This window comes from Salsipaludibacter albus (assembly GCF_019798055.1).
GTDB lineage: Bacteria > Actinomycetota > Nitriliruptoria > Nitriliruptorales > Nitriliruptoraceae > Salsipaludibacter > Salsipaludibacter albus.
In genome coordinates, this window is the sequence record NZ_JAHOPH010000016.1 from 54,995 (window position 1) to 67,614 (window position 12,620).

10 protein-coding genes are annotated in these 12,620 nt (G+C 72.1%); 8 read left to right on the forward strand and 2 right to left on the reverse strand.

Annotated features, from left to right (window positions below):
• The first annotated feature begins 78 nt into the window (after positions 1-78).
• The 8 genes from KR546_RS11305 to KR546_RS11340 all read left to right on the forward strand — a co-directional run bounded on the left by KR546_RS11305 (position 79) and on the right by KR546_RS11340 (position 10,138).
• Positions 79-1,614 carry a sensor histidine kinase gene (locus tag KR546_RS11305; protein ID WP_238444815.1) on the forward strand — a complete coding sequence of 512 codons (1,536 nt, stop codon included), beginning with the start codon at positions 79-81 and terminating at the stop codon, positions 1,612-1,614.
• On the forward strand, positions 1,611-2,288 hold the full coding sequence (locus KR546_RS11310) for a response regulator transcription factor (RefSeq protein ID WP_238444816.1): 678 nt from the start codon (positions 1,611-1,613) through the stop codon (positions 2,286-2,288). The genes KR546_RS11305 and KR546_RS11310 overlap by 4 nt, the downstream gene beginning before the upstream one ends.
• A 310-nt stretch (positions 2,289-2,598) precedes the next feature.
• A complete protein-coding gene (locus tag KR546_RS11315) occupies positions 2,599-3,120 on the forward strand; it encodes a (2Fe-2S)-binding protein (protein ID WP_238444817.1) in 522 nt (173 codons plus the stop codon).
• The gene (locus tag KR546_RS11320) at positions 3,117-5,627 is read left to right on the forward strand and encodes a xanthine dehydrogenase family protein molybdopterin-binding subunit (protein WP_238444818.1); all 2,511 of its coding nucleotides are present in this window, start codon (positions 3,117-3,119) and stop codon (positions 5,625-5,627) included. The genes KR546_RS11315 and KR546_RS11320 overlap by 4 nt, the downstream gene beginning before the upstream one ends.
• Positions 5,624-6,466 (forward strand): FAD binding domain-containing protein, encoded by an 843-nt coding sequence (locus KR546_RS11325; RefSeq protein ID WP_238444819.1) that lies wholly within the window; start codon positions 5,624-5,626, stop codon positions 6,464-6,466. The genes KR546_RS11320 and KR546_RS11325 overlap by 4 nt, the downstream gene beginning before the upstream one ends.
• A 138-nt stretch (positions 6,467-6,604) precedes the next feature.
• A complete protein-coding gene (locus tag KR546_RS11330; RefSeq protein ID WP_238444820.1) occupies positions 6,605-7,561 on the forward strand; it encodes a TIGR03885 family FMN-dependent LLM class oxidoreductase in 957 nt (318 codons plus the stop codon).
• 40 nt (positions 7,562-7,601) lie between these two features.
• Positions 7,602-9,248, forward strand: a complete 1,647-nt coding sequence (locus KR546_RS11335; protein WP_238444821.1) for an alpha-amylase family protein — start codon at positions 7,602-7,604, stop codon at positions 9,246-9,248.
• 92 nt (positions 9,249-9,340) lie between these two features.
• Entirely contained in the window at positions 9,341-10,138 is a 798-nt protein-coding gene (locus tag KR546_RS11340) for an SRPBCC family protein (RefSeq protein WP_238444822.1), read from the forward strand.
• 28 nt (positions 10,139-10,166) lie between these two features.
• Here the strand turns inward: KR546_RS11340 and KR546_RS11345 are convergent, their stop codons facing one another.
• Together KR546_RS11345 and KR546_RS11350 are read right to left on the reverse strand one after the other, a co-directional pair.
• Entirely contained in the window at positions 10,167-10,982 is an 816-nt protein-coding gene (locus KR546_RS11345; protein WP_238444823.1) for a class I SAM-dependent methyltransferase, read from the reverse strand.
• Between the two features lie 43 nt (positions 10,983-11,025).
• Positions 11,026-12,537, reverse strand: a complete 1,512-nt coding sequence (locus KR546_RS11350) for a hypothetical protein (RefSeq protein WP_238444824.1) — start codon at positions 12,535-12,537, stop codon at positions 11,026-11,028.
• Between the last annotated feature and the right edge of the window lie 83 nt (positions 12,538-12,620).

Genomic DNA, 12,620 nt, shown 5'->3' on the forward strand with positions numbered 1-12,620 from the left:
CTCGTGGCGCCGCGGGCCGTCGGTCCACGCGTCGCGGGGCGGTCTAGGCTGACCCGTTCACTGCCACACGGAGCCGCGATGGCATCCACGTCCCCCGCCCGGCCCGGCCGGGTGCGGCCCGGCCGCACGGCCCGGACCCGGATCCTGGGGTGGTACGTGCTCCTGCTCGCCGTGTCGCTGGCGGCGGCACTGCTGATCCAGCGGGCGTTCCTGCTGGACCGGGTGGTCCGTGACACCGATGCGGCCCTCGACCAGGAGGTCGAGGAACTTGGCCAGCTCGCCACGGGAACGGATCCCGAGACCGGGGAGCCCTTCGGCGGCGACGTCGCGGCCATCTTCGACGTCTACCTGCGCCGCAACGTCGGCGTCAGTGGCGAGGGCATCGTCACGTTCGTGGACGGCGAGCGGTTCCTGGCCGACATCCCGGGGTCGGTCTGGGCCGATGACGGACTGTTCGAGCCGTGGGCAGCCGTCGACCGCCCGGTCCGCGACCAGCTGGCCACGGTCGACGGCCCCGTCCGGTTCGTGGCCGTCCCGCTGCAGGCCGGGGGTGACGCAGTCGGCACGTTCGTCGCCGCGGTGGCCCTCGAGGACCGGCTCGCCCAGGTCGACGCGGCCGTGCGGTTGGCGGCACTGATCTACGGCAGCATCTTCCTGGTCGCGTCGCTCATGGCATGGCTGGCCGCCGGGCAGGTGCTGCGCCCGCTCAAGGAGTTGCGCGAGGCGACCGAGACGATCTCGGAGTCCGATCTCACGACCCGGATCGACGTCCGTGGGGACGACGAGATCGCCCAGCTCGCCTCGAACTTCAACCGGATGCTCGAACGTCTGCAGGAGGCCTTCGCGCTGCAGCGGCGGTTCGTCGACGACGCCGGTCACGAGCTGCGCACGCCGATCACCATCATCCGTGGACAGCTCGACCTCCTCGACGACGCGGTCTCCGACCCGGACGAGCGGGCCGAGGTGATGGACATGGTCGACGGTGAGCTCGAACGGATGTCGCGCATCGTCGAGGACCTGCTCGTGCTGGCCCGGGAGCAGCAACCGGACTTCGTCCAGCGCCACCCCGTCGACCTCGATGCCTTCGTGGAGGAGCTCGGACAGCGAGCCAGTGCGCTCGCCCGGAGGTCGGTCGCGGTCGAGTTGCCCGACCCCGTCGTGGTGCAGGCCGACGACCAGCGGCTCGAGCAGGCGGTGATGAACCTGGTTCGCAACGTGCTCGAGCACTGCCCGCCGGAGACCGGCATCACCATCGGCGCTCGGCTGGATCCCGACGGGGTGGTGCTGTGGGTGCACGACGACGGGCCGGGGATCCCCGAGGACGAGCAGGGCCAGGTCTTCGAACGCTTCGGCCGCGGCGGTGCCAGCAGGCGCGCGACGACCGGTGCCGGCCTGGGGCTCGCGATCGTCGCCGCGGTCGCCCGGGGCCACGGAGGCTGGGTCGAGCTCGCCTCCGAACCTGGCGCCACGACCTTCACCCTGGTGTTCCCGCCCGGGACCGACCGACCGGGCGAGTCGGTCGACGGCGTGGCCGTCGCCGGACCCGGCCCGGACGACGCCACCCCCGACCCGGAGGATCCCGTGCACCCGCCCACCCCGAGCCTGCACCGATGAGCCGCATCCTGATCGTCGAGGACGAGCCCGGCATCGCGTCGTTCGTGGACAAGGGCCTGCGTGCGGCGGGCCACACCACGATGCTGGTCGAGGACGGCCGCACCGCGGTGGACGTGGCCACGGACCGGGACTTCGACCTGGTCGTCCTGGACCTGGGGCTGCCCGGCCTGGACGGGCGGACCGTGCTGGACGCGATCCGGCGTCGTGGCGAGCGGCTGCCGGTCGTGATCCTCACCGCGCGCTCGGGAGTCGAGGACACCGTGCAGGGCCTGGAGGGTGGGGCCGACGACTACGTGACCAAGCCCTTCCGGTTCGAGGAGCTGCTGGCACGGGTGCACGCGCGACTGCGCGACCGGGGCACGGCCGAGGCCGACGTCCTCGAGGCTGGCGACCTGCGCCTGGACGTGCGTACGCGGATCGTCCACCTCGACGGGCGGCCACGCGAGCTGTCGGCCCGTGAGTACGCCCTCCTCGAACTGTTCCTGCGCCATCCCGGCCAGGTCCTGTCCCGCCCCCAGATCCTGTCGCAGGTGTGGGGCTACGACCACGATCCCGGGTCCAACGTCGTCGACGTGTACGTCGGGTACCTGCGGCGGAAGGTCGGCGACGAACGCATCGAGACCGTCCGAGGCATGGGCTACCGACTGGTGGAGCATCCGGAGCAGGAGGCCTGAGCATTCGGCGCACGGTCCGGGCGGACGGTGGAATTGGTCGTGCGAACGGCTGACGCGGTGGAGGGCGCCGGTTAGCGTGGATCGTGCGGAGCCGGGTGGGGCTCGACGAGCCACAGCCAGACCGAGGCGGAGGACGTTCCCGCGCAGATGTCGGCGACCACCGACATCGCACCGCCGGCCCCCCGGATCCCGCCGAGCCGCACCACGCGTGCGGCTCCCACCCCTCGGCACCGTGGCACAGTTCTCGTCGGCCCCTCCGAACCCCGTCCCCACGCGATCGCGAGGGGAGGCGAAACACGAGGGAGCGGTCATGCAGGTCAACGTCACCGTCGACGGGACGGCCCATTCCAACGAGGCCGAACCACGACAACTCCTCGTCCAGCATCTTCGCGAGACGCTCGGGCTGACCGGCGTCAACGTGGGGTGCGACACCTCCAACTGCGGGGCCTGCACGGTCCACCTCGACGGTCGCAGCGTGAAGAGTTGCACCGTCCTGGCCGTCCAGGCCGACGGCCACGAGGTGACGACCATCCACGGCCTGGCCACCGACGAGACCACCGAGGACGGCTGGCACCCGCTCCAGACGGCGTTCCACGAGGAGCACGGTCTCCAGTGCGGCTACTGCACCCCCGGCATGATCATGGCGGCGGCCGACCTGCTGGCGGAGAACCCGGACCCGTCCGAGGAGGAGATCCGCGACGGGCTGGAGGGCAACCTCTGCCGCTGCACCGGCTACGTCAACATCGTGCGTGCGGTCCAGGCCGCGGCGGCCGCGGGCAACGGCGACGGCTCCTCGGTGTCCGCCCACCAGGCCGAGGAGGTGTCGGCATGACGACGACCGAGAACCCCATCCAAGCCAACGTCGGCCGGACGCGCCTGCGCAAGGAGGACGCCCGGCTGGTGACCGGTCGGACCAACTTCACCGACGACATCCGCCTGCCCGGCATGGTCCACATGGTGGTCGTGCGCTCGCCGATGGCCCACGCGAAGGTCACCAACGTCGACCTGACGGGGGCGCTGGACATGCCCGGCGTCGTCGCCGCCTTCAGCGGGGCCGACCTCGCCGACGACGCCGGCGGCCTGCCCTGTGCGTGGCCGGTGACCGAGGACATGGTCGCGCCCGAGCACAAGGCGCTCGCGATCGACGAGGTCGCCTACGTCGGTGACGGGGTGGCGGTCGTGCTGGCCTCCACGGCGGCGGAGGCTGTCGATGCCGCCGAGCGGGTGGTGGTCGACTACGACCCGCTGCCGGCCGTGGTCGACATGAAGGCGGCGATCGCCGACGGTGCCGACCTGGCCCAGTCGACGCTCGACACCAACGTGTCGTACCGGTGGCCGCTCGCCAACGGCGACATCGATGCGGCGTTCGACGGCGCCGACGTCGTCGTGGAGCGCGAGTTCGTCCAGCAGCGACTCATCCCCTCGGCCATGGAGCCACGGGCCGTCGTGGCGGCGCCGATGGGGGTGTCGGACGAGCTCACCGTGTGGTCGGCGACCCAGGTGCCCCACTTCGTGCGCGTGTTCCTCGCGGCGGTCATCGGGATCGACGAGCAGAACCTGCGGGTGATCGCCCCGGACGTCGGGGGTGGGTTCGGCTCCAAGCTCGACATCTACGCCGAAGAGATCCTCGCCCTGGTGCTCGCCCAGAAGCTGGGGCGGCCGGTCAAGTGGACCGAGACCCGGTCCGAGGGCTTCCAGGCCACCATCCATGGCCGTGACCAGGTCCAGAAGATCTCCCTCGCAATGGACGCCGACGGTCGCTTCCGCGGCCTGAAGGTCGACCTGCTGGCCGACATGGGCGCCTACATGCAGCTGCTCACGCCGGGCATCCCGATCCTGGGTGCCTTCATGTACTCCGGGATCTACAAGATGGACGCCTACGACTTCTCGTGTCGCGGCGTGTTCACCAACAAGACCCCGACCGACGCCTACCGCGGTGCGGGACGTCCCGAGGCCACGTTCGCGATCGAGCGGATCGTCGACGAGGCGGCCCACGAGCTGGGCGTCGACCCGATGGAGCTGCGCAAGCGCAACTGGATCCAGCACGACGAGTTCCCCTACGAAATGATCGGGACGCTGACCTTCGACTCGGGCAACTACGAGGCCGCGACCGCCCGGGCCATCGAGATGTTCGACTACGACGGTCGGCGGGCCGAGCAGGCCAACCGTCGTGACTCCGGTGGCACCAAGCAGCTGGGCATCGGGATCTCGACCTTCACCGAGATGTGTGGCCTGGCGCCCTCCCGGGTGCTGGGCAACCTGCGCTACGTCGCCGGGGGCTGGGAGTACGCCCAGGTGCGGATGCTGTTCAGCGGCAAGGTCGAGGTCATCACCGGGACGAGCCCGCACGGCCAGGGTCACGACACCGCGTGGAGCCAGATCGCGGCCGATGCGCTGGGCGTGCCGTTCGAGGACATCATCGTGCGTCACGGGGACACCGCCGTGTCGCACCGGGGCCTGGACACCTACGGCTCGCGATCGCTGGTCGTCGGGGGCGCGGCCCTGGCCGCGGCGTGTGGCAAGGTCGTGGAGAAGGCCCGGCGCGTGGCAGCGCACCTGCTGGAGGCGGACGAGGACGACGTCGAGTTCTCCGACGGCGCGTTCCGGGTCGTGGGCTCGCCCGAGACGTCCATGACGATGCAGGAGGTGTCGACGGCGACCTTCGTCGCGCACGACCTCCCGGACGGGATGGAGCCGTCGCTGGACTCCGACGCGTCGGTCGACCCGGACAACTTCTCCTACCCACACGGCACCCACCTCGCCCTGGTCGAGGTCGACACCGAGACGGGACAGGTCGAGCTGCTCGACTACGTGTCGGTCGACGACGTGGGCAACGTGGTCAATCCCCAGATCGTGGAGGGACAGGTCCACGGTGGCCTCGCCCAGGGCATCGCCCAGGCGCTCTACGAGGGCGCGGTCTACGACCAGGCCGGCAACCTCCAGACCGGCTCGTTCGTGGACTACTACGTCCCGGGCGCGCCGGACTTCCCGACCTTCCGCACCGACCGCACCGTCACGCCGGCAACGACCAACGACCTGGGGGTCAAGGGTGTCGGTGAGGCCGGCACGATCGCCTCGACGCCGGCGATCATCAACGGGGTCATCGACGCGGTGCGCCACCTGGGCGTCAACGAGGTCCTGATGCCGGCGTCGCCCCGCAACGTGTGGACGGCGATCCAGCAGGCCGCGGCCTCCGGCAGTGCCGACAGCGACGACGCGCAGGCCGCGGCAGCCGTCCAGGCGGACGACGCCGGGCCGGACGCCGCGGCGGCCGACAACGCCGGACAGGCCCAGCACGCCGCCGGAGACACCGGCACGAGCACCGGAGGTGACGCATGATCCCCGCGAGCTTCGACTACGTCCGAGCCGGCTCGGCCGAGGAGGCCGTCGCGGCCCTCGTCGAGCACGGCGACGAGGCCAAGGTGCTGGCCGGTGGGCACAGCCTGATCCCGATGATGCGGCTGCGCCTGGCCGTCCCGGAGGTGCTCGTCGACATCACGGAGGCGGGCCTGGCGGGGATCACGGACGCCGGTGACCACCTGGTGATCGGCGCCGCCACCACGCACCACGATGTCGCCACCGACAAGGTGATCGAGACCCACTGCGGGGTCCTCGCCCACGTCGCGGCCACGATCGGCGACCCGCAGGTCCGCCATCGCGGGACCATCGGCGGCGGGCTCGCCCACGGCGACTCGGCCGGCGACCTGCCGGCCGTCCTGCTGGCCCTGGAGGGGACGATGGTCGTGCAGGGGCCGGGCGGGCGACGCACCGTCCCGGCCAGCGAGTTCTTCGTCGACTACCTCGAGACGGCGGTGGCCGCCGACGAACTGCTCGTCGAGGTGCACGTGCCCAAGCTGGACGACTCGTGGGGCTGGGACTACCAGAAGTTCACCCGCGTGGCGCAGGCCTGGGCCACCGTGGGTGCGCTCGCGCTGGTGTCCTCCAACGGCACCATCAGCGACGCGAGGGTCGGCCTGACCCACATGGGGAGTGTCCCGATCCGGGCCAGCGCCACCGAGGCCGCGCTCGCCGGCCAGTCCACCGACGCGATCGCCGACGCGGCGGCCCGGGCGGCCGACGACACCGACCCCCCGTCGGACCTCAACGCCGACGCCGACTTCCGACGCCACCTCGCCACGGTGCTCAGCCGTCGTGCGCTGGAGGCAGCCGTCGGCTGATCGACCCACCTCGACCGACCGGCGTCGCGGGCCACGCGTGCGACGCCGGTCGTCCGGGCGACGTTCGTCCACCCACGGGCGCCGACGGGCGTGCCTACCGTGCCCGTGGACCACGTCGTCGAGTTCCCGGGATCGCGCATGACCACCATCGGCTGGCACGCCTCGCACGAGCAGGTGCCGCCCAGCGAGCTCCTGGCGGCGGCCCGACTGGCCGAGCAGGCCGGCTTCGACGCCGGCATGTCGTCGGACCACTTCTCCCCGTGGAGCGCCCGGCAGGGCGAGTCCGGATTCGCGTGGTCATGGCTCGGTTCGGCCCTGGCCACCACGACCCTGCCGTTCGGCGTGGTCAACGCGCCGGGACAGCGCTACCACCCCGCGATCGTGGCCCAGGCAGCCGCGACCCTGGTCGAGATGTTCCCCGACCGCCTCTGGGTGGCGCTGGGCACCGGTGAGGCCTCCAACGAGCACATCACCGGACAGCGCTGGCCCGACAAGGCGACCCGCCAGCGCCGGCTGCGCGAGTGTGTCGACGTCATGCGTGCCCTGTTCGCCGGCGAGGAGGTGACCCATGACGGGCTGGTCACGGTGGACCGCGCCCGACTGTGGACCCTGCCCGACACGCCGCCGCCCCTGGTCGGGGCCGCCGTCAGCACCGCGACGGCCGGGTGGGTCGGCGAGTGGGCCGACGGGCTGGTGACCATCAAGCAGCCCCACGACACGCTCGTCGCCCTGCTGGACGCCTTCCGGTCCAACGGCGGCGAGGACAAGCCGGTCTACCTCCAGGCCCACGTCTCCTGGGCCCCCACCGACGACGAGGCGCTGGAGATCGCCCACCACCAGTGGCGCTCGAACGTGTTCAGCCCACCGGTGCCCTGGGACCTCGACCACGTCGACGCCTTCGACGCAGCCAGCGCCCACGTGCGACCGGAGGACGTGGCCGAGGCCGTGGTCGTGTCGTCGGACCCGGCCGTGCACGTCGCATGGATCCACGAGATGGTCGAGCTGGGGTTCGACGGCATCTGGATCCACCACGTCGGCCGCGAGCAGGGCCCGTTCCTCGAGACGTTCGGCGAGCACGTCCTGCCGCACCTGTGAACATCGACCACGCCCAAGAACACGACCACCAAGGATTCCCGTGAACCTCGCTCGCACCTCCGACCTGTGGTGGAAGAACGCCGTGGTGTACTGCCTCGACGTCGAGACCTACGCCGACGGCAACGGTGACGGGGTCGGCGACTTCCTCGGGCTGACCCAGCGGCTGGACCACCTGGCCGGACTGGGCGTGACCTGCCTGTGGCTGATGCCGTTCTACCCCACCCCCAACCGTGACGACGGCTACGACCTGACCGACCACTACGCGATCGACGAGTCGCTGGGCACCTTCGGTGACTTCACGGAGTTCGTCCGCACCGCCGCCGACCGTGGGATGCGGGTCATCAGCGACCTGGTCGTCAACCACACCTCGGACCAGCACCCGTGGTTCCAGGAGGCGCGCCAGGACCCCGACTCGCCGTTGCGCGACTTCTACGTGTGGCGCGACGAGGTCCCGGAGGACGGCCCGCACGGCGTGGTGTTCCCCGGCGAGCAGGAGTCCGCCTGGACCTACGACGAGGTGGCCGGGCAGTACTACCACCACCGCTTCTACCACCACCAGCCCGACCTCAACGTCGCCAACGAGGCCGTGCGCGACGAGATCCGCAAGGTCATCGGCTTCTGGCTCGCCCAGGGCTTGTCCGGCTTCCGGGTCGACGCCGTGCCCTTCTTCCTCGAGACCGACGGCATCGACGAGACCATGGAGCTCGCGCCGCACGACTACCTGCGGGACCTGTGCGCGTTCATGACCCGGCGCAGCGGTGGCGCGATCATGCTGGGCGAGGTCAACCTCGAACCCGAGCAGCAACGCGAGTTCTTCGGTGACGAGGACGGCGACGAGCTCCAGATGCTGTTCAACTTCATCGGCATGCAGACGATGTACCTGTCCTTGGCCCGCGGCGACGCCGGCCCGCTGGCGGACGGATTGCGGTCCCTGCCCGACATCCCCGACGAGGGGCAGTGGGCGACGTTCGTGCGCAACCACGACGAGCTGACGCTGGACAAGCTGACCGACGCCGAGCGCGAGGAGGTCTTCGCCGCGTTCGGTCCCGATCCCGACATGCAGGTGTACGACCGCGGGCTGCGTCGGCGCCTCCCCCCGATGCTCGACGGCGACGAGCGGCGGATCCGGCTGGTCTACAGCCTGCTGTTCGCCCTGCCCGGCACGCCGACGATCTTCTACGGCGAGGAGATCGGGATGGGCGAGAACCTGGCGGTCGAGGGTCGTCGCTCCGTGCGGACCAGCATGCAGTGGCAGCCAGGCCCGACCGGCGGGTTCACCAGCGCCGACCGCGACCAGGTGCGTCGACCCCCGCCCGAGGGCGACTTCGACCCCGACCACGTCAACGTCCGCGACCAGCAGGCCGACCCGGACTCACTGCTCAACTGGTTCGAGCGGATGATCCGGCACCGACGGGACCTGCCGATCCTGGGCTGGGGCGAGTGGGAGGTCGTCGACACCGGTCACACCGCGGTGCTGGGCGTGCGCCACGTGCTGGACGACGAGACGGTGCTCACGCTGCACAACCTCGCCGCGACCCCGTCCCACGTCGACGTCGATCCCGACGTCGAGGACTGGCAGGTGGCGCGGGACCTGCTGGGAGACCAGCACGTCGAGGCCGACGGGTCCCGGCTCGTCGTCGACCTGGCCGGGCACGGCTACCGCTGGCTGCGCATCGAGTCGAGCTGACCGAGGTGGCCGATCCCGGCGTCGCAGGCGGCGTTCCGGGACGGTCGTCTCACTACCCTCGCGAACAGGGTCCAGACCATCAGGAGCAGCCCATGGAGTTCACGAACACCTTCACCATTCCGGCGGGGATCGACGAGGCGTTCGCGACGTTGACCGACCTCGAGACGGTCGCACCCTGCATGCCGGGTGCCAAGCTCGAGAGCGTCGACGGGGACGTCTACACCGGCAAGGTCAAGGTCAAGGTCGGCCCGATGAGCCTGACCTACCGCGGAACGGCCACGGTGGTCGACAAGGACCCGGAGGCCCACTCCGCGACCATCGAGGCCAAGGGCAACGAGGCCCGTGGCGGCGGCACCGCCAACGCCGACGTGTCCGCCTCGCTGCGCGAGGTCGAGGACGGCACCGAGGTGACCGTGGTCACCGCCCTCAACATCACCGGCAAGCCGGCCCAGTTCGGGCGCGGGGTGATGGGTGACGTCGGCAAGAAGATCATCGACGCGTTCGCCGACTGCCTGTCCCGCAAGCTCGACACGTCCTCCGACGACGAGGACGCGAACGACGCGGACGCCGTCGTCGCGGGCGACACCGGTGCGACGGATGGCGCCGAGGCGGACGAGCCGACCGGGACCGCCGTGCCCGACGTCGGCGACGAGCCGGTGGACGCGCCGTCGGCGACGACCCCGGCCCAGGCGTCGGCTGCTGCCCAGCAGGCCGCGACGGCCTCGGCGCCACGCCGGATCGCCGACACCGAGCCCGAGGTCGAGGCGCTGGACCTGATGGACGTCGCCGGCGGGAGCGTGGCCAAGCGGGTCGTCCCCGTGCTCGGCGTGGCAGCCCTGGTCGCGCTGGTGGTGTGGCTGTTCACGCGTGGCGGCGACGAGGACGCCTGATCCGGCGTTTCCCGACTCGTCGTCGTGATCATCCGAGGACGCGGCCCCAGGCCACCAGGTCGAGGCTGTCGCCGACCGACGCGACGTCGTCGGCCACCACGGTGAAGTCGTCGGCCCGGACACCGTGGACCAGGGCCCGGAGCGGCCCGTCCCACCGGTCGGGGTCGGCCAGGGCGGCCACCGGGTCGTCGCCCAGCGGGGCCAGGGCGGCCGCGAGCCGCGGCCCGTGGTGCAGCCCCAGGACCCGGACGTCCACCAGGCCCGCACGGTCCAGCAGCTCGGCGAGCTCCACGGCGTCGTACTCGCGGACGTGGAACGGGTTGCGTGGACTGCCCGCCGGGGTGAAGGTCGTGCGGTTGGGCGTCGACACCGCCACCAGGCCACCGGGATGGACCACGCGCACCAGCTCGGCCATGGCCTCGTCCGGCTCGGTGAGGTGCTCGACCACCTGCAGGCAGACCGCGGCGTCCAGGGTCGTGTCGACCAGGGGAAGCTCGGCGAGGTCGGCCTCGATGACGTCGATCTCCGCCACGCTGTCGTCGGCGTAGCGACGCCGGGCGTGCTCGGCCGTGGTCGGGTCGAGCTCGGCGCCGATGACCCCACGAGCGCCGGCGGCCAGCAGGATCGGCAGGCCGTAGCCCTCGCCGCAGCCGGCATCCAGGACGGTGCCGTGGATCGCCGCCGCGACATGGTCGTAGGCGGCGACGTGGCGGCGGAACCAGTAGTTCTCGTCGGGCACGTCGGGCCCGGTGCGCTCGCCGGTCAGTGGCAGCGGCGTCGGCGCGCCGGCCTCGACCTCGGTCGATCGGGTCGGGTCGGGCGGGGGGACGTCAGGTGGGTTCATGTGCCCAGTGAACCAGCCGACCCGTCCGGCGTGGTCGCGGGTCCTAGGCGTAGCCACGCAGCCAGGTCCTGCCCTCGGGACCGGTGACCAGCGCGACGACGCCTCGGCGGCCGGCGGCCAGCGCGTCCACCGATGCGCCGTCGAGGTCGACCTCCCAGCGTGGGGCGAGCGTCCGCAGGTCGTGCAGCGCCAGGGTCCCGCTCGACTCCATCAGCACCCCGTCGGCGGTCAGGCGCACGGCTGGCCATCGTCGCGCGCGACAGGTCACGGCGACGGGTGGGCAGAACATGCTGGGGGCGACCCGTGCCGCGACCGCGACGCTGGCCGAGGTCGCGATCACGCCCTCGGCGACGCCGGGTGTCACCGGGTCGATCCCGGTGGCCTCCGGGTCGACGTCCGTCGCGGCCAGGACCTGTCCGTCACCGCCGACCACGCGGACCACCGGGGGCCCGGTGCGGTCCAGGCCGGTCGGCACGTCGAGGAACACCAGGCCTCGCTCGTCCACGACGCCGCGGTACCACCAGGGCACCTCCGCGAGGAGACGACCCTCCGCCGACAGGATCGTGCTCGTCGTGAGCCCGTCGACCCGCACGCCCAGGGAGGGGAACGGTCGCACGACCCTGGCCGGCTCCTCGGTGCGGACCTGCCAGCGGGGTGCACCCCCCAGGGTCGTGGCCACGACCTGCCGGTCCGTCGCGACGACGACGCCGTCGTCCAGCGCGACCGGTGGCTGGGAGCCCGGGACGGGCGGGCCGACCGCTTCGCCGTCCCCCCACAGCTCCCAGCCGTCCGGGCCGGAGCGGGCCAGCGTGGTGCCCCAGGGCAGGCATCGGCCTCCGTCCAGCCGTTGCAGCGGCGTGCCGTCGGAGGGGTCCAGGACGACGCACCCGCGATCGCCATGGGCCACGATCCGGCCGCCGTCGGTGTCGATGCCGTCGACGTCGTCGACCACGACGCGCCACCGGGCCAGGCCGGTGGCCATGTCCAGCGCGACCACGACCGCCGGGGAGCCCAGGGCGGTCGGGACGACCGTGGTCACGCCGGCTCGGTCGTCGACCAGCACGACCGCCTCGTTGCCCAGCATCCTGTGCTGCCACCGCGTCACGCCGTCCACGACGTCGAGAGACCGGAGGCGCTGGACGGGTGTCGGCGGCGCGTCGTCGCCGGTCGTGGGGCGGTGCAGGTCCAGGACCAGGAGCCGGTCCTCGACGACGTCGAGGTACTGGACCGATCCCTCCTGGGGGAGGGTCCACCGCCATGCGACCGATCCGGAGGGGGCCCGGGGCGTGGCACCGACCGCGTCGGGGACCAGGGCTGGCGGCCCCGGCTCGGGCCACCACAGCACCCCGACGACCACTACGGCGACCACCGAGGCGACCACCAGCGAGCGCGGACGACCCGGCAGACGCCGTCGTCGGGTCGGTGGCGCGGCGACCGGGTCGACCGCCGTCACCGACCCCACCGCCATGCCGGTGGTCGGCGGCGACGCGGCGTCCGACGGGGAACGCACGGCCTCGTGGTCGACGCCGTCGGGCACCACCCGCTGGGTCGACATGGGCACCCCCGAGGTGGACCGCCGTGGATCCACGCTATCGCCCTCGACGGGTCGCGGAGCCGAGCGCGCCCGCGTGTGGGCTC

What these genes read in the sequence shown, in the direction of transcription:
- KR546_RS11305 (WP_238444815.1), top strand. Translation starts at nt 79, where the DNA reads ATGGCATCCACGTCCCCCGCCCGGCCCGGCCGGGTGCGGCCCGGCCGC.
- KR546_RS11310 (WP_238444816.1), top strand. Translation starts at nt 1,611, where the DNA reads ATGAGCCGCATCCTGATCGTCGAGGACGAGCCCGGCATCGCGTCGTTC.
- KR546_RS11315 (WP_238444817.1), top strand. Translation starts at nt 2,599, where the DNA reads ATGCAGGTCAACGTCACCGTCGACGGGACGGCCCATTCCAACGAGGCC.
- KR546_RS11320 (WP_238444818.1), top strand. Translation starts at nt 3,117, where the DNA reads ATGACGACGACCGAGAACCCCATCCAAGCCAACGTCGGCCGGACGCGC.
- KR546_RS11325 (WP_238444819.1), top strand. Translation starts at nt 5,624, where the DNA reads ATGATCCCCGCGAGCTTCGACTACGTCCGAGCCGGCTCGGCCGAGGAG.
- KR546_RS11330 (WP_238444820.1), top strand. Translation starts at nt 6,605, where the DNA reads ATGACCACCATCGGCTGGCACGCCTCGCACGAGCAGGTGCCGCCCAGC.
- KR546_RS11340 (WP_238444822.1), top strand. Translation starts at nt 9,341, where the DNA reads ATGGAGTTCACGAACACCTTCACCATTCCGGCGGGGATCGACGAGGCG.
- KR546_RS11345 (WP_238444823.1), bottom strand. Translation starts at nt 10,982, where the DNA reads ATGAACCCACCTGACGTCCCCCCGCCCGACCCGACCCGATCGACCGAG.
- KR546_RS11350 (WP_238444824.1), bottom strand. Translation starts at nt 12,537, where the DNA reads ATGTCGACCCAGCGGGTGGTGCCCGACGGCGTCGACCACGAGGCCGTG.